Below are 16,441 nucleotides of genomic sequence, written 5' to 3' on the forward strand. Positions count from 1 at the left end.
ATGAAGCATAAAGGTTAAAGGCCGGAGCGCCTTACTCTGGCCGCAATCTGTGAAATTTCCCAGAAAGCAGCGGCAGGCGGGCAGCCTGCCGCAACGGATTATTTACCGTTCTGTACCAGGGTGCCTTTCAGGCCGTGCGGCTCTGAACGCAAATATTGCGGCGGGGCTTTGACGGTAGCGCCCAGTTCAGCGGCGGCGTGCCACGGCCAGTGCGGATCCCAGAGCATACCGCGTGCCAGCGCGATCAGGTCCGTATCGCCGGTATGCAGGGCCTGTTCTGCCTGCTGCGGATCGGTTATCAGTCCGACGCCAATTACCGGGATATCCACTACTTTACGGATATCGCGCGCAAACGAGAGCTGGTAGCCTGGGCCGATATCGATCTCCTGATCGGGTGACAGCCCGCCGCTTGAGACATGAATATACGCACAGCCTGCGGCGGCCAGCTGCTGGCTGAACGCAATAGACTGCTCATTATCCCAGCCGCCGGTTACCCAGTCAGTGGCTGAAATACGCACGCCCACCGGCACTGAGTCTGGCAGGGCATCACGTATCGCCTGAAAGACCTCCAGCGGATAGCGCATGCGGTTTTCCAGCGATCCGCCATACTCATCATCGCGCTTATTACTGAGCGGTGAAAGAAACTGATGCAGCAGATAACCATGAGCGGCATGCAGTTCAACCAGTTCAATTCCGATGCGCACCGCGCGCTGTGCGCTATCAACAAAGGCCTGCTTCAGACGCATCAGTTCTTCTTTACTCAGGGCATGTGGCGCCTGTTCACCCGACTGATAAGCCTCGGCGGAAGGTGCCACCGTCTGCCAGCCTCCCTGTTGCGCAGAGATCTGCTCGCCGCCTTCCCAGGGTACGGCACAGGAGGCTTTGCGCCCTGCGTGACCCAGCTGAATACCTATCGGCAATGTGGCCCATGGACGGATATCCTTCACCACGCTGGCCAGCGCAGCTTCGGTCTCATCGTCCCATAATCCCAGATCGCCCGGTGATATGCGGCCGATATCCTCAACGGCTGTTGCTTCGATAATCAGCAGGCCGGCACCGGAGAGGGCGAGCTGCCCCAGATGGATACGGTGCCAGGCAGTAGCTTTACCCGCCTCAGCGGAGTACTGACACATCGGCGCAATAATAATGCGGTTCTCCAGCGAGAGCTGTCCCAGTTTTGTGGCGCTAAATAACAGACTCATCTTAACCTCATGTTTTCAGGGGATCTCAGGTGAAGTAAGTGTAGATGGTCATGAGCAAACGGAGGTTACGCGATGCAGGGATTCTGTTTCTAAGCGTTAAAGCGGGAAAAACTACATCCTAGTTACAACATACTTATTCAATTTAACTATTTTACATGAGACCACAGCAATCGTATCGCCTGACAGGAACACAGATGGGCGCTAAACGAAGGCTTACATCTGAACGAGCAGAGCTAACGATATACAGCGGCATCCTGCGGATCCGGCCAGAAACGCTGGCCATAATGACACCGGGCGCGGATGGCAGGGCAATGCTGGTTTACTCCTGACAGCAATCCGGTCTTTTATGTTGCTTGCAATAAGTAGTATTGGAAAAAACCGGCAAAGCGTTCGCTGTAACCGCTTGTCATCTTAAGAGCAATGTTTTTGCCCCTTACATAGTCAGCAATATCAATATTTACAGGGGTATGGCCAAAGATAATTACGTAACCTTTCCTGTTAAGCAGCGTAATCAGCTTATCAATAACAGGGGCTGTCTGATCGTGTCTTATCACTTCATGATTAGCAAAGCGGCAAAAAATGATATCGAACCTGGTACGGTCACTGGTTTGCATAAAGTCGCTGTGTACAACATGCGGAAGCTGCTGCCTGGCTTTTACAACCATTTTTTCAGCACGATCTGCAGCAAAATAGTTTAGCCGGGGAAGTTGCTGTTTTAATGAGGCAAGAAATGCTCCGGTAGAGCAGGCGGGGTCAAACACACGGCACCCCGGAAAAGCGATATCCTGAAGCAATTTCAGAGTATGTACCCGGAAATGCGCTTCCTGCCTGTCCAGCTTCTCCGGCGTATCAGCCATCTGGTTCCAGAATGATTCCGGGCATATAGCCTCATTACCCTGGTCATCCAGCGGCGGCCACGGAAAGTGAATATTATAATCCGGGCAGGCGGGGAGTAATTTTTCACGCCACGCCGGATCGTCCGGCACTCTGATGCCAAGGGTTATTTCATCTTTAGTTTCATCCAGCGAAATGAGTATGCCGCGTATCATCCCGGGAAGAATGATGCTATAGGCAGTGTCGTGAATAAATGGCGTCCGTATGCCGGCAAAAAGTGATTCCTTTGTTGTCATGATAAAAATATCATGCCGCTCGCGATTCGGGACCCGAATGTAGATTATTTTACGCATGTCTGATCCTGATCATTCCGGCAGGGAATAACGACGTTACCTAATGTGACCAGGGCGAATCGCTCCATACCAGGCATGACGGCGCAGGCCAGTGACACGCCGGCAGGATCGCTGTCTATCTCTTTAAGCCATACAGGCAACCCGGCCATTTCGCACATTGTTGTCAGGCAGTGAAGGTGCTCTTGCAGATTCAGTTCAACGCGTTTCTGAGGCAGGTCAACGCTGACGGAAGCGAAGCTGCTAAAATCGGCAACAAGGCTGCGATATAATTTTTTATGCTTTCTCAGGTTTTGCTGGTGTTTTTCCAGCTCCTCAGTGAAGTAAGTGAAATTATCGGCCAGTTTATGCAGCTGGACCAGTTCTTTGATAGCCCTGGCAACCGCATGGTCGGCATAAAGTGAACAGCCAGCGCCGTAGATGTTTATCCCCATGCGTGGCTTACTCTTACAGTAAGCAAGATAAACAGGAGGCAGTGACGGTTCTGAAGCATCAATAATTTTAATTTCATCCTCTAAGGCAGACTGAGCATCATTGAATATTTTTTCAGATGCAGGGGGCAGTGAGTCCGTATTAACCAGTCGGATCTCTTTTTGTGTACCGTAGAAAAACGTTTTTGCCAGCAGGAGACCTGTGCAGTGCCGCTCTATTATTTCCCCGATGGCGTGAATCGCTGCTTCAGTAAAACCATAACCCGCAGCGATACCTGCATTACTGGTATAGCGTCGCGCTGCGCTATAGTCTGTAGTGTCTCCCTGAATGATATGGCTGAAATATTCGCAATTCGTTAAAAAAAGAGGCCAGAGCAGTGACGCACTACCCTTTTTATCTGTAAATTCCACTGCTGCAATTTTGGCGGGTAATGATTTCGCAAGAATAGGTAATGGCAATATCCCGCGAAGTTCTGCCTGCTGAATGACTGACTTGAAGGGATATAACCTGCTTTTCTCTCTGAGTGCCGGAAAGCTTCTGTAATGTTCATAAGCTTCATAGAGTGCACCAACGCTGGCTTCCTCTGCATAGCCTTTACCGCAGCCAGCGATCGGTCTGGTGTTACTCCCCTTATTTAACAGTGTAACCGTAGCTGAAAGCGTATTGCCAAAGTTGTCATTTTTGATCTGTATATTCTGGCGGGAAAAATAACGTTCTATCGCTTTTCTTGACCTGGTAAGGGTGACAGATCTTTCAGGCAGGATAATCATGATAAATGTCCATATTAAAGCGGCACAATAATGTGCCGCTGAAAGGTTAGTCTTCAGACTGACTCTCTTCATCCGTCTGTGAGACGGATGCTAATACTTCCTGTTCTTCAATAGTGAGTACAGCTTTGTTTGCATTTTCACTATTGCTGTTGCTGATGCCTGAGTTTAAATATCCCATGTTCATATTCCTTTATTAATAAACCGCCGATTGCGGTATAAATATATTTAATTTATGAGAATTTTAAATTCAAATCGCAAATAATAAATATGTGCGCCAGATCAAAGTATGTTTATTGAAGGTTTTTGCTATTTTATTAGTGTTTCTTGCGCATATATTGATCTGAAATTGTCTGATTACCGAAAAACCAAACCATCTCTTTTAAAAACGTTTTCTGACTGGTTGATAGTTAAGGAAATATCAGAAGCTGTAATTATGCTGGCATCCGTATATTTTATTAAAAAGTTTCCTGATTAAGTTGCATAAATCAATCATCTCTAAGTCTGATACAAGGAAATATATTGGGATAAAATCTGTTGTTTTGCCTTTCTCACCAAAAAAAAGACGGCCCTGAGGCCGTCAAACGCCCCAGTGGTGGTTAAACACCGGGGCAGCGAGGTCACACAATGATGAAGAGGTTAGCCTTTGACGCCGCCTGCTGTCAGGCCGCTGACCAGCCAGCGCTGTGCCAGCAGGAACACCAGCGTGATAGGAATGGCAGACAACACCGCGGCGGCGGCAAAGTCGCCCCAGAGGTAATTCTGTGGGTTTAAATATTGCTGCATGCCAACAGCCAGCGTATAGCTGTTAACGTCCCGTAACAGTAACGAGGCAACCGGCACTTCGGTCACTGCGGCGATAAAGGCCAGAATAAACACCACGGCCAGAATCGGCACTGACAGCGGCAGCAGCACCAGACGAAACGCCTGCCACGGTGTGGCACCATCCAGCGCAGCCGCTTCTTCCAGCGAGCCGTCAATCGTTTCAAAATAGCCCTTAATGGTCCAGACATGCAGCGCAATGCCCCCCAGATAGGCAAAGATTACGCCGCCGTGCGTATTGAGGCCGAGGAAGGGGATATACTGTCCCAGCCGGTCAAACAGCGCATACAGCGCCACCAGCGACAGCACCGCCGGGAACATCTGAAAGATCAGCATCCCTTTCAGCAAGGTTGCGCGGCCGGCAAAACGCATGCGGGCAAAAGCGTAGGCGCAGGTGGTGGATAACGTGACGATACCCAGCGCGCTAATCGCCGCGATTTTCACTGAATTCCACAGCCAAAGCAGTACCGGGAAGGGCGGCGGCGTAACGCTGCCATCTGCATGGGTAACGCTGAAGCCCAGTGCCAGTTTCCAGTGCTCCCAGGAGATCTGATCCGGGATCAGCGATCCGGTTGCAAAATTGCCGGAACGCAGTGAAATAGCGACCACCATCAGCAGCGGAAACAGGATGCCGGCAATAAAAACCAGCAGCAGCAGATGCGTCAGCAGCAAACGAAGCTTTTGCGATTTGGGTTGAACCATTGCCATAATTTTTCCTCAGTCAAACTTCATGCGCACAGCTTTCAGGTTAATGACGGCGAGCGCCCCGACCAGCATAAAAATCAGCGTCGCAATAGCCGCAGCCAGGCCAAAATCCTGTCCGCCGCCGCCCTCAAACGCAATACGCCAGGTATAGTTAACCAGCAGATCGGTATAGCCAGCAGGCGTAGTAGTACCGATGCGATCCGGCCCGCCGTTAGTCAGCAGCTGCACCAGAACAAAGTTATTAAAATTGAAGGCAAAGCTGGCGATCATCAGCGGCATAAGCGGCTTAAGCAGCAGCGGCAGCGTAATGCGGAAAAAATTCTGCAGCGGACCTGCGCCATCCATCGCCGATGCTTCATAGAGATCGTCCGGAATGGCTTTCAGCAGCCCCATACACAAAATCATCATATAGGGATAGCCAAGCCAGGTGTTCACAATCACCAGCATGGTACGCGCCAGCGCTGGATCGCTGAACCAGGCAGGCTGGACGCCAAACAGCGCATTAAGCATGACGTTAACTTCGCCAAAACTCTGGTTAAACAGGCCCTTAAAAATAAGGATGGAGATAAAAGCCGGTACGGCGTAAGGCAAGATCAGCATCACGCGGTAGATAGCCTTACCACGCAGCGCCTCCCACTGCACCAGGCAGGCCAGCACCATGCCCACTGCAACGGTCAGGATCACCGTGACCAGAGAGAAGATCAGCGTCCAGCCGAAAATGGCGAGAAACGGTTTCTGGATCCCTTCATCGGTAAAAACGCGCGCAAAATTCTTCCAGCCTGCGTTGACCGTAAAGCCCGGGCTAAGTTGTTCACTGTTCCAGCTGCCGTCGGCAGCTATCTGCTGGTAAAAACCCGTATCGGGATTAGCCTGATAGCGTACGCCGGTTTGCTGATTTTTCAGCACACCCTGGCGCTCTGCAACATACAGCGGGCGGGTACCCGAGAACTGGCGTAACGAGCTCATCACCAGTTCACGCCCATCCGGCAACCGGGCACGGATCTGGCTCAGCGCCTGGCGGTGCGTAGTGATCACTTTCAGCGTGGCGCGCTGCGTGGCGGGCAGCGACGCCTGCTGCAGCGTCAGGGTCTGCGCGGCACCCAAATCAAACGGCGTGGAAACGTAGCGCTCACCGCTGCTGCTGTCGCTGAGCACTAGCTGCCAGCGCCGATCGGCCGGATAGAGTGCAAAATTCAGTCCTGCGCCATCCTGATACTGCCTGCCAAGCAGCACCTGCTGCGCGCGTTCCTGCGAAAGCTGATTGGTACTGCTGTAATTGGTAAACGCGATAGCGATAGTACAGGCCAGTGGAAACAGCACAAAAATAGCCATGCCGGCCAGCCCCGGATAGACATAGCGCCACGCGTAAGCGCGGCGATTAGCATAAATCCAGATACCGGTCGCACTGACGATCAGTGTCATGAGCGCAAACAGATATTCACCCTGCGCATACATCAGCACCAGCAGATAGCCGACTAACAGACAGCAGCCGCCAACCAGTGCGCCTTTCAGCATCCGGCTGTACCGTTCCGTTTTTCCTGACATGATTCGGAATTCCTCAACAGCTGATAAAAAGCCGGCCAGCGCCGGCTTCAGAGAAGGTTCACTTGTTCAGACGGGCCTGCGCATCTTTCAGCGCGGCGTCGACGCTCTGACGTCCTTTCAGCGCATTGAGTGTGGCGGTGCGCATGGCATACCAGAAAGCGGACATCTGCGGAATGTTTGGCATGATATCGCCATTCTGCGCATTGCTCATGGTGGCGGCGATACGCGGATCTTTCTCCAGAATGGCCTGATACGATTTCAGCGCCACGGCACCCAGCGGCTTATCTTTATTAACCGCTTCGAGTCCGTTATCCGTCAGCAGGTAGTTTTCCAGAAACTCTTTTGCCAGCTCTTTGTTAGGGCTGGCGGCATTAATACCGGCGCTCAGTACACCGACAAAGGTTTTAGACGGTTTGCCATTAAGCGTGGGCAGCTTGGTCACCCCGTAGTTGATACCGCTCTTGTCGATGTTGCTCCACGCCCACGGGCCATTAACGGTCATTGCCGTCTGCCCTTTATTAAACGCCGCCTCTGCTATCGAATAGTCAGTATCCGCATTCAGCACGTTGGCTTTGACCTGATCCACAAGGAACTGCATGCCCGCTTTCGCCCCTGCGTTATCCACGCCAGTATCTTTGATATCAAATCCACTCTGGGTAGGTTTGAAGGCGTAGGCACCGCCTGCCGCCAGCAGTGGCCAGGTAAAGTAGGGCTCCTGCAGGTTAAACATAATGGCGCTCTTGCCTTTGGCCCGCAGCTGCTTATCCAGATCGGCGATGGCTTCCCAGCTTTTTGGCGGCTCAGCGACCAGATCTTTGTTATAGATGAGCGAAAGCGATTCTACGGATACCGGGTAACCAATCAGCTTGCCGTTGTAGCGCACCGCATCCCAGGTAAAGGGAAACAGTTTATCCTGCACATTTTTATCGGGTGAAATCTCTGCCAGCAGGCCGGACTGTGCGTAGCCGCCAAAACGGTCGTGGGCCCAGAAAATGATATCGGGGCCATCCCCGGTGGCGGCCACCTGCGGATACTTCTCCTCCATCTTGTCCGGATGTTCCACGGTGACTTTGATGCCGGTCTCCTGCTCAAATTTTTTGCCAACCTCGGCCAGTCCGTTGTAGCCCTTGTCACCGTTGATCCAGATAACCAGTTTTCCCTCTTCGATTTTTGCCATTGCCGAAGCAGAGAACAGCACAGCGGAGAGCGCGGAGAGAGCGAATAAGCGCGAGACGGTTTTCATTGTCATAAGTCCATCCTGTAAACGAAAGCGGAAAGTAGCGTCCCGTTTATTGTCAGGTTCTGCCGTCGTGTTTCATCCTCCTGCTCTCTACGCCTGCGGGCATAAGTGCGTGATCGTGCCCGCAAAAACCGCGGTTTTTATGGGCTGGCGCACACTTTCCCACGCACTTTTCTGCGTCAGACTTCACAAAAATTTCTTTAGTGCGCAGCTGAGCGTCAGCATTTATTCGTTCTCCTCCTCCTGACTCATCCCCCTTACATTCCCGTTGTGGTGGAGGATGTCAGCGACGCTTGCGGCTTTCATGATGAGCCACAGAATCGGCCAGTGGCCATAGCAGCCAGCAGGGTACGTTGAGAGGAAAAGTATTATGGCGAGCGTTGCGTTACGTCATGTCTCCAAAACATGGGGTGAAACCGAAGTCTCAAAAGATATCAATCTTGAGATTGCCGAAGGTGAATTTGTGGTGTTTGTCGGGCCATCCGGCTGTGGTAAATCGACCCTGCTGCGGATGATCGCCGGGCTTGAAACCATTACCAAAGGCGATCTGCTGATTGGCGGCAAGCGCATGAATGAGGTGCCGCCAGCCGAACGCGGTATCGGCATGGTGTTTCAGTCATATGCCCTCTATCCGCATCTGGACGTTGCTGAAAACATGTCCTTTGGCCTGAAGCTGGCCGGCGTCAGGCGTGCTGAGATCCAGCAGCGTGTAAATCAGGTAGCCGAAGTGCTGCAGCTGGCGCATCTGCTGGACAGACGTCCTAAAGCGCTTTCCGGTGGCCAGCGTCAGCGCGTGGCGATTGGCCGGACACTGGTGGCAGAGCCACGCGTTTTCCTGCTGGACGAGCCGTTATCCAACCTCGATGCCGCGCTGCGCGTCCAGATGCGCATCGAGATTTCGCGGCTGCATAAGCGGCTGAAGCGCACCATGATCTACGTTACCCACGATCAGGTAGAGGCGATGACGCTCGCTGACAAAATTGTGGTGCTCGAAGCAGGGCGCATTGCACAGGTTGGCAAACCGCTGGAACTTTATCATTACCCCGCCAATCGCTTTGTCGCCGGATTTATCGGTTCCCCGCGCATGAATTTTCTTCCGGTAAAAGTCACCGCCACTGCGATCGATCAGGTTCAGGTGCGGCTGCCCAATAATCAGCTGGTCTGGCTGCCGGTTGAAAGCACCGGGGTCCAGATTGGCAGCAACATGTCACTGGGTATCCGGCCTGAACATCTGCTCTCCAGCGACATCGCCGATGTCACGCTGGAGGGTGAAGTGCAGGTGGTTGAACAGCTCGGCAATGAAACGCAAATCCACATTCAAATCCCCGCCATCCGTCAAAACCTGGTCTATCGCCAGGAGGACGTGGTGCTGGCAGAAGAGGGCGCCCTGATGGGCATCGGCCTGCCGCCGGAACGCTGCCATCTGTTTCGTGAAGATGGAAGCGCCTGTCGCAGGCTGCATCAGGAGCCTGGTGTATACCCTGCAAAACAATAAAAGCAATGACCTCAGGAGATAAATAAATGATAACTCTGCGCAAACTCCCCGTGGCGATCGCTATCGCTGCGGGCACCCTGTCCGCCTCCTCTATGGCGGTGGACTTCACCGGGTACGCCCGTTCCGGCATTGGCTGGACCGGCAGCGGCGGTGAACAGCAGTGCTTCCAGGCAACCGGCGCACAAAGTAAGTACCGTCTGGGTAACGAGTGTGAAACCTACGCCGAGCTTAAGCTTGGGCAGGAAGTCTGGAAGGAGGGCGATAAGAGTTTCTATTTTGACACCAACGTTGCCTATTCCGTCTCGCAACAGAATGACTGGGAAGCCACTTCACCTGCATTTCGCGAAGCCAACGTTAAAGGTAAAAACCTGATCGATGCATTGCCGGGTTCCACCATCTGGGCCGGTAAGCGCTTTTATCAGCGCCATGACGTGCACATGATCGACTTCTACTACTGGGATATCTCCGGTCCGGGCGCGGGCCTTGAAGATGTTGATCTCGGCTTCGGCAAACTCTCTTTCGCCGCCACGCGCTCCTCGGAAGCGGGCGGCTCCTACACCTTCTCCAGCGATCGCATCCGTGACTACGCCACCAGCACCGCGAACGACGTCTTTGATGTGCGCCTGGCGGGCCTGGAGACTAACCCGGATGGCGTGCTGGAACTTGGCGTTGACTATGGTCGTGCTAACGCACGCGATGGTTATCGCCTGGAGGATGGCGCCTCCAAAGATGGCTGGCTCTTCACCGCCGAACATACGCAGAGCATGCTGAAAGGCTACAACAAGTTTGTGCTGCAGTACGCAACGGACGCGCTGACCTCACAGGGTAAAGGGCTGCCGCAGGGCACCAATATCAATAACGACGGCAAAATGTATCGCGTGCTGGATCACGGTGCCATCTCGCTGGCCGAGCGCTGGGACCTGATGTACGTCGCGATGTATCAGAACACCGACCTCAATAATAATCGCGGCAACGAATGGTATACCGTGGGCGTGCGCCCGATGTACAAATGGACGCCTATCATGAGCACCCTGCTGGAGCTGGGCTACGACAACGTGAAGTCGCAGCAGGTTGGCGATCGCAACGGTCAGTACAAAATTACCCTGGCCCAGCAGTGGCAGGCGGGCGACAGCATCTGGTCCCGTCCGGCACTGCGTCTGTTTGCCACCTATGCCAAATGGGATGAGAAGTGGGGCTACAGCAAAAATGCGGAGGGTAACCTGACCACGCTGGCCGCCGCTGACAGCACCGGTAATGGCCTGTTCACCAATAGCCGGGGCGACAATGACGAGTGGAGCTTTGGCGCACAGATGGAAATCTGGTGGTAAGCCACAGCGTTCCCCTGTAACAGAATAGCCGCACGAACCGGTGCGGCTCACCGATTAGACAGCGCCGGCCATTGCCTGGTGCCGGCGCTGCCTCCCGCTATCAGAGATAAAACGATGAAAAAAACGCTTACCGCGCTCTGCCTGAGCGCTGCGCTGCTGACCAGCGCCACGCTGCCCGCTGTTGCTGCTATTAATCTGGTGCCGCAGGATCTCTCTACCGCACCCGCCGTTTCGCCCGATAGCCTGCAGCGCCTGAACTGGCAACCTGCTGATACATCGCGTGCGGTGACAACTCTGCTGAGCGAAAGCGACAGCGGAAAGGCTCTGCCGGGTATCCGTGGTCCGGTAGCAGCGTATAGCCTGCCCGCTAACCAGGGTGAACTGACCGTCACGCTGAGCAGCGAGGTCGCTGACAACCGCGTGTTCGCGCCTAATGTTCTGGTACTTGATGAAAACCTGCGTCCGGCGGCCTGGTTCCCGTCGCAGTTCTTTGCTTATCAGCAGCCGGGCGTCATGAGCGCCGATCGTCTTGAAGGCGTGATGAAGCTGACTCCGGTACCGGGACAGCAGAAAATTCATCTGCTGGTCTTTACCACCGACAACGATCTGACACAGACCACCACGCTGGTCGACCCGGCCAAAGCCTACGCGAAAGGCACCGGCCATGCGGTCCCTGATATTCCCGATCCGGTTGCCACACACAGCCAGACCGGCAGGCTGAAGCTGAACGTCTCCACCAGTTCCGCATCCTCAATTCTGGTGGGGCCGCTGTTTGGTTCATCAGCGCCAGCGCCGGTTATGGTTGGTAATACCCAGCCGCCAGCGCCTGCTGCCGTGCGTCCTGCCTCTGTCGTGAAACCGGCGCCGCTGGAAAACGACACCGAAAGTTACTTCAATCAGAATATCCGTCAGGCGGTCAGCCAGGGCAACATTGATAAAGCGCTGAAACTTCTGAATGAGGCCGAGCGTCTGGGATCAACCTCCGCGCGGCAAACGTTTATCAGCAGTGTAAAAGGCAAGGGGTGAAACCACCCCGCAGTGCTGAGTTGCAGCACCTGGTGCGCTACGGCGCACCTTTTTTATTGCAGAAAACGCCCCGGTCCGGGGCGTCTGATTAAGGGCGCTGCTGACGTATGCGGCTGACCTCCTGCAGCAGATGTGTAATCCCCTCATCCGCAAACATCGCCTCCAGTGACAGTCTGAGCTTGCGGCGCCAGTTCGGGTAACTATCAACCGTACCGGGCACGTTGACCGGCTGCTCCATATCGAGCCACTCCTCCGGCTGCAGACCAAGCAGCGCGCTGTTGCTGGCGGCCACCAGGCGGTGAACTGCCCGGTTTATCGCGCGGCGCATGGGCGCCCGCCCGCGCTGTCGCGGATAGCGGTGCGCCAGCGCGCCCTGCTGCTGCAGCGTATGCAGCAGCGCCTTTTTCGCCGCTGCGCGCTCGCGGTACAGACCCGCCAGAATCGCTTTATCCGGATAGAGTCCCAGCTTACTGCCGAGGGTTAAGTCATCACTCTGCCACCAGCCGCGCAGCGTGGGCATATCATGGGTGGTGACCACCGCCATTGCCTGCCGTGGCCAGGCTTCAGGTGTCCGAAATGCGCGCTTTCCGGTCTGCTCAAAGTAGAGCACTTTATAGGAGTAGACGCCGCTGTCGCGCAGCTTAGCGACAATCGCTTCCGGCACGGTGCCCAGATCCTCACCAATCACCATACAGCGATGGCGCTGGCTCTCCAGCGCGAGAATGGCCAGCAGTGCATCCACCGGATAATGCACGTAGGCGCCCTCAGCGGCACTCTCATACTGCGGGATCCACCAGAGGCGCAGCAGCGCCATCACGTGATCGATACGCAGCGCCCCACAGTCGCGCATGTTGGCCCGCAGCAGCTCGATCCACGGCGTAAACGCGCGCATCGTCAGGATCTGCGGATCCATCGGCGGCAGCCCCCAGTTTTGCCCCAGCGGACCCAGAATATCGGGTGGCGCGCCGACGCTGGCCTGAAGACAATAGAGATCGCGTTCGCGCCAGGTCTCCGCACCATCCTGAGCCACTCCTACCGCCAGATCGCGGTAAAGGCCGACCGGCATCTGTTGCGCGCAGCATACGGCCCAGCACGCCGCGAACTGAGAGGCAGCCAGCCACTGCAGCCAGAGGTAAAAACGCACCTCGTCGCTGTGTTCAATGCGAAATGCCAGCACGGCAGCGCTGTCAGGGTGCTGATACGCTTCCGGCCAGCTTTTCCAGCCGAAGAGGGCGGGGTTTTTAGCGCGCTGATGCGCCTGCAAGGCATCGAACAGCGCCTGACTCAGCAGGCTCTGCCCGCCCGCTTTCACAAACGCATCAAATTCCTGCATGACCGGCTCATCCGGCGCACGTCGCCTGAACTGCCGCCAGGCGAGACGTAAACCCTCCAGCTTTAACGCGGTAACAGCCGGATAATCCACCCACTCGCTGTCACGCGCGGCCGCAAGCCGCTGCTGCGTATCAGGCTGCTGCCACCACGCCTGCGCCGCATCACTGAGCCTGAAATCCTCCACGCTATTGATATCGATATAGAGCACGTTCAGCCAGCGGCGTGAAGAGGGGCTGTAAGGGCTGGCACCGTCAGGATTGGCCGGAAAGAGAGCGTGCAGCGGATTGAGTCCGATAAACGCACCGCCGCGCTGTGCGATTTCTGCTGCCATCCGGCGCAGATCGCCAAAATCGCCGATGCCCCAGTTATGCTGCGATCGCACCGTATAGAGCTGCACACAGCAGCCCCAGAGTTTGTCGCCGGCCAGCAGTGCAGGAGGCTCGTAGCAGCGCGACGGCGCAATAATCAGGCTGCAGCGCGACAGCAGCACCGGCTGCGTCAGGGTCAGCTGGTGATAGCCTTCCGGCAGCGCCGGCAACGTCAGCGTTTCATCAGGCTGACACTCACCTGACCAGCGCTCACCCGCTTCACTGGTCAGCTCCCATGTTGCCGCTGTGCTCAGCACCGGCTGTAATACGGCGGCTTCTCCGTGACGAAAAATCGCGACCGGGGGCAGCGCTGACGGCGTGGCGACTGGCGGCTGTATAACTGAGTGCAGCCATTGTGCGGTAGCTGCGGGAATACGCCGCGGTTTGCCGTGAGCGTCAATATATTCCGGCGCAATCAGCGTATCCGGGTTAAGGGTTGTCATTGTCATGTTTAGCGCGCCGCCTGCCAGATACGTTGCTGATAATCACGGATAGCGCGATCGGCGCTGAACATACCGCAGCGTGCGGTGTTCAGGATCGCCGCGCGGGTCCAGGCTTCGCTGTCAGCCCAGCGTTTTTCTGCATCCTGCTGTGCATTAAGATAGTGACGGAAATCGGCCAGTACCAGATAGGGATCGCCACCCTCCGCCCCGAGACTTTTTACCAGCGCGTCAAACGCAGTGCGATCGCCGTTGCTAAAGGTGCCATCTTCCAGCGCGGTCAGCACCTGATGCAGCTGTTTATCTTTCCTGCGCCACACCGCCGGGGCGTAGCCCGCTTTTTTCAGCGCGCTGACCTGTTCCACGGTATGGCCAAATATAAAGATATTTTCCTCACCCACCTCGCGGGCAATCTCCACATTAGCGCCATCCAGCGTACCAATGGTCAGGGCACCGTTCAGCGCCAGCTTCATATTGCCGGTGCCTGACGCTTCTTTACCGGCCGTAGAGATCTGCTCAGAGAGATCGGCCGCCGGGATCAGCCTCTCTGCTACAGAGACGTTATAGTCCGGGATGAATACCACTTTGAGCCGGTCGCCAACACGCGGATCGGCATTTACCGTCATGGCGACTTTATTGATGGCATAGATAATATTTTTTGCCAGCGCATAACCAGGGGCGGCTTTTGCACCAAACAGCATCACGCGTGGCGTGACATTGGCCTGCGGATCGCTCACCAGCGTTTGCCACAGCGCAATGATATGCAGCAGCATCAGATGCTGACGCTTGTACTCATGCAGTCGTTTTATCTGTACATCAAACAGCGCGTCCGGATTGATCACAATGCCGGTTTTATGCAGTACCCACTGCGCCAGATCGCGCTTGTTCTGCTGTTTGATGGCGCGATATTCCGCACGAAATGCCGCGTCTTCTGCCAGTGGCTCCAGCGCGCGCAGGGCGTCAAGGTCGGTCAGCCAGGGTGTATCCAGCCTGCGGTTGATAAGCGCAGCCAGTGCCGGATTGCACTGATTGATCCAGCGCCGCGGCGTGACGCCGTTGGTCACATTGTGGAATTTTGCCGGCCAGAGTGCGTGGTATTCCGGGAAGAGATCTTCTGTTACCAGTTTCGAGTGCAGGGCAGCCACGCCGTTAACGGCAAAGCAGGTCACCACACAGAGATTGGCCATACGCACCTGATGATTATGCACCACCGCCAGTCTGGCCCAGAGGGCGGCATTGCCGGGCCACTGCGCCTCAACCTGCTGCTTCAGCGCCGCATTGATCGTATTGATGATCATCATGTGGCGCGGCAGCAGGGTACGGAACAGCGTCAGGTCCCAGCACTCCAGCGCCTCCGGCATCAGCGTGTGGTTGGTATAGGCGAAGGTGCGCTGCGTCAGCTGCCAGGCGCGATCCCAGCTAAAGTCGTATTCATCCAGCAGCAGGCGCATCAGTTCCGGAATCGCCAGCGTGGGGTGGGTATCATTGAGCTGAATGACTTCGTGCCCGGCCAGCGTTTCAATAGGGTGACCCGCCTGCTGATGGCGGCGCAGGATATCCGCCAGCGAACAGGCGCACTGGAAATATTGCTGCATCAGGCGCAGTTTTTTACCCGCCTGATGGTTATCGTTGGGGTAGAGCACTTTAGTCAGTTTCTCTGCATCGATGCCCTGCTTCTCTGCCCGTAAAAAATCGCCGTTATTGAAACGCTGCAGATCAAACGGCTGCGCATGGCTCGCCTGCCACAGGCGCAGCGGCTGCACGACACCGTTCTGATAACCCACAACCGGCAAATCCCAGGCTTCGCCCTGCAGCTGAAACGCCGGGATCCAGCGGTTTTTTTCCTGCCCGGTTTCCACCTTACCGCCCAGACTCACCGTTACCGTCAGCGCTGCATTATGACGGAACCAGGGGTAACGATTTCGCCCCCAGTCATCCGGCTGTTCCTGCTGCGCGCCGTCGGTAAAATGCTGACGAAACAGCCCGTATTGATAGTTAAGGCCGTAACCGATAGCGGGCTGGCCGGTGGTTGCCATCGCATCCAGGAAACAGGCAGCCAGACGCCCCAGCCCTCCGTTTCCCAGTGCCGGATCGGTCTCCTGTTCCAGCACATCGCTCAGCGACTGCCCCTGCTGCTGCAGCAGGTCATTCAGCGCCGGATACCAGCCGAGATTAAGCAGGTTATTTCCGGTCAGCCGGCCGGTGAGAAACTCCATCGAAATATAGTTAATGTGGCGCTGCGGTCCCGTCGCCGGCTGTGCCGGCAATTCGGCCAGCAGTTCGGCCAGCGCACCGCTCAGCGCGTGCCACCACTGTTGCCGGCTCATGGCCTGCGCGTTCTGCAGGCCAAAGCGCTGCCACTGTCGCGTGAGTGCAGCAGAAAAACGGTCGGAATCAAAAGGTAACTGGGTCATGGCTTAAGCATCCGTCAAGGGAAGAGGTCAGTATGTAGTTTGCCTGCGCCGGTTGCGCCTCTCCTCCTCCCCGGCACGATTCCGGCAGGAGGAGTGGGAGGGAGGAGAGGGTAAGGAAACTCCGAAAGCGTGACAGGAGTG

Annotated in this window: 12 protein-coding genes; 3 read left to right on the plus strand and 9 right to left on the minus strand. The window is 55.5% G+C overall.

The genetic code is table 11. The features are described 5' to 3' along the window. Positions 1–98: 98 nt before the first annotated feature. The 7 genes from BBA90_RS00470 to malE form a co-directional block, all read right to left on the minus strand. A complete protein-coding gene (locus tag BBA90_RS00470) occupies positions 99–1,202 on the minus strand; it encodes an NADH:flavin oxidoreductase/NADH oxidase (RefSeq protein WP_065647377.1) in 1,104 nt (367 codons plus the stop codon). Between the two features lie 344 nt (positions 1,203–1,546). Then, entirely contained in the window at positions 1,547–2,389 is an 843-nt protein-coding gene (locus tag BBA90_RS00475; RefSeq protein ID WP_065647378.1) for a class I SAM-dependent methyltransferase, read from the minus strand. Further along, positions 2,377–3,588 carry a YcaO-like family protein gene (locus BBA90_RS00480; RefSeq protein ID WP_065647379.1) on the minus strand — a complete coding sequence of 404 codons (1,212 nt, stop codon included), beginning with the start codon at positions 3,586–3,588 and terminating at the stop codon, positions 2,377–2,379. The genes BBA90_RS00475 and BBA90_RS00480 overlap by 13 nt, the downstream gene beginning before the upstream one ends. A 46-nt stretch (positions 3,589–3,634) precedes the next feature. Then, positions 3,635–3,766, minus strand: a complete 132-nt coding sequence (locus tag BBA90_RS19565) for a hypothetical protein (RefSeq protein ID WP_276203813.1) — start codon at positions 3,764–3,766, stop codon at positions 3,635–3,637. Between the two features lie 458 nt (positions 3,767–4,224). Then, positions 4,225–5,115: a maltose ABC transporter permease MalG gene (gene malG / locus BBA90_RS00485; protein WP_065647380.1), complete on the minus strand. Its 891-nt coding sequence runs from the start codon at positions 5,113–5,115 to the stop codon at positions 4,225–4,227. Between the two features lie 9 nt (positions 5,116–5,124). Continuing rightward, positions 5,125–6,657 (minus strand): maltose ABC transporter permease MalF, encoded by a 1,533-nt coding sequence (gene malF, locus BBA90_RS00490; RefSeq protein WP_065647381.1) that lies wholly within the window; start codon positions 6,655–6,657, stop codon positions 5,125–5,127. 58 nt (positions 6,658–6,715) lie between these two features. After that, the gene (gene malE, locus BBA90_RS00495; protein WP_065647382.1) at positions 6,716–7,906 is read right to left on the minus strand and encodes a maltose/maltodextrin ABC transporter substrate-binding protein MalE; all 1,191 of its coding nucleotides are present in this window, start codon (positions 7,904–7,906) and stop codon (positions 6,716–6,718) included. Positions 7,907–8,267: 361 nt separating this feature from the next. Here malE and malK point away from each other — a divergent pair, with 361 nt between their 5' ends. The 3 genes from malK to malM all read left to right on the plus strand — a co-directional run bounded on the left by malK (position 8,268) and on the right by malM (position 11,746). Further along, complete coding sequence (malK, locus tag BBA90_RS00500) at positions 8,268–9,392, plus strand: maltose/maltodextrin ABC transporter ATP-binding protein MalK (protein ID WP_065647383.1); 1,125 nt, start codon at positions 8,268–8,270, stop codon at positions 9,390–9,392. A gap of 26 nt (positions 9,393–9,418) precedes the next feature. After that, positions 9,419–10,720 (plus strand): maltoporin, encoded by a 1,302-nt coding sequence (locus tag BBA90_RS00505; protein WP_065647384.1) that lies wholly within the window; start codon positions 9,419–9,421, stop codon positions 10,718–10,720. Positions 10,721–10,834: 114 nt separating this feature from the next. After that, positions 10,835–11,746 carry a maltose operon protein MalM gene (malM, locus tag BBA90_RS00510; RefSeq protein ID WP_065647385.1) on the plus strand — a complete coding sequence of 304 codons (912 nt, stop codon included), beginning with the start codon at positions 10,835–10,837 and terminating at the stop codon, positions 11,744–11,746. Positions 11,747–11,834: 88 nt separating this feature from the next. Here malM and malQ read toward each other — a convergent pair whose 3' ends face one another. Both malQ and malP read right to left on the minus strand, forming a co-directional pair. Next, the gene (gene malQ / locus BBA90_RS00515; RefSeq protein ID WP_430914159.1) at positions 11,835–13,895 is read right to left on the minus strand and encodes a 4-alpha-glucanotransferase; all 2,061 of its coding nucleotides are present in this window, start codon (positions 13,893–13,895) and stop codon (positions 11,835–11,837) included. Positions 13,896–13,897: 2 nt separating this feature from the next. Continuing rightward, positions 13,898–16,300: a maltodextrin phosphorylase gene (malP, locus tag BBA90_RS00520; protein ID WP_065647386.1), complete on the minus strand. Its 2,403-nt coding sequence runs from the start codon at positions 16,298–16,300 to the stop codon at positions 13,898–13,900. Between the last annotated feature and the right edge of the window lie 141 nt (positions 16,301–16,441).

Origin of the sequence: Pantoea eucrina, from assembly GCF_001691555.1 — a bacterium.
GTDB lineage: Bacteria > Pseudomonadota > Gammaproteobacteria > Enterobacterales > Enterobacteriaceae > Pantoea > Pantoea borealis.

Bases quoted from the DNA above. Each gene is read 5' to 3' on its own strand.
- malK (WP_065647383.1), top strand. From the start codon at position 8,268: ATGGCGAGCGTTGCGTTACGTCATGTCTCCAAAACATGGGGTGAAACC.
- BBA90_RS00470 (WP_065647377.1), bottom strand. From the start codon at position 1,202: ATGAGTCTGTTATTTAGCGCCACAAAACTGGGACAGCTCTCGCTGGAG.
- malF (WP_065647381.1), bottom strand. From the start codon at position 6,657: ATGTCAGGAAAAACGGAACGGTACAGCCGGATGCTGAAAGGCGCACTG.
- malM (WP_065647385.1), top strand. From the start codon at position 10,835: ATGAAAAAAACGCTTACCGCGCTCTGCCTGAGCGCTGCGCTGCTGACC.
- BBA90_RS19565 (WP_276203813.1), bottom strand. From the start codon at position 3,766: ATGGGATATTTAAACTCAGGCATCAGCAACAGCAATAGTGAAAATGCA.
- BBA90_RS00505 (WP_065647384.1), top strand. From the start codon at position 9,419: ATGATAACTCTGCGCAAACTCCCCGTGGCGATCGCTATCGCTGCGGGC.
- BBA90_RS00475 (WP_065647378.1), bottom strand. From the start codon at position 2,389: ATGCGTAAAATAATCTACATTCGGGTCCCGAATCGCGAGCGGCATGAT.
- BBA90_RS00480 (WP_065647379.1), bottom strand. From the start codon at position 3,588: ATGATTATCCTGCCTGAAAGATCTGTCACCCTTACCAGGTCAAGAAAA.
- malP (WP_065647386.1), bottom strand. From the start codon at position 16,300: ATGACCCAGTTACCTTTTGATTCCGACCGTTTTTCTGCTGCACTCACG.
- malQ (WP_430914159.1), bottom strand. From the start codon at position 13,895: ATGACAATGACAACCCTTAACCCGGATACGCTGATTGCGCCGGAATAT.
- malG (WP_065647380.1), bottom strand. From the start codon at position 5,115: ATGGCAATGGTTCAACCCAAATCGCAAAAGCTTCGTTTGCTGCTGACG.
- malE (WP_065647382.1), bottom strand. From the start codon at position 7,906: ATGACAATGAAAACCGTCTCGCGCTTATTCGCTCTCTCCGCGCTCTCC.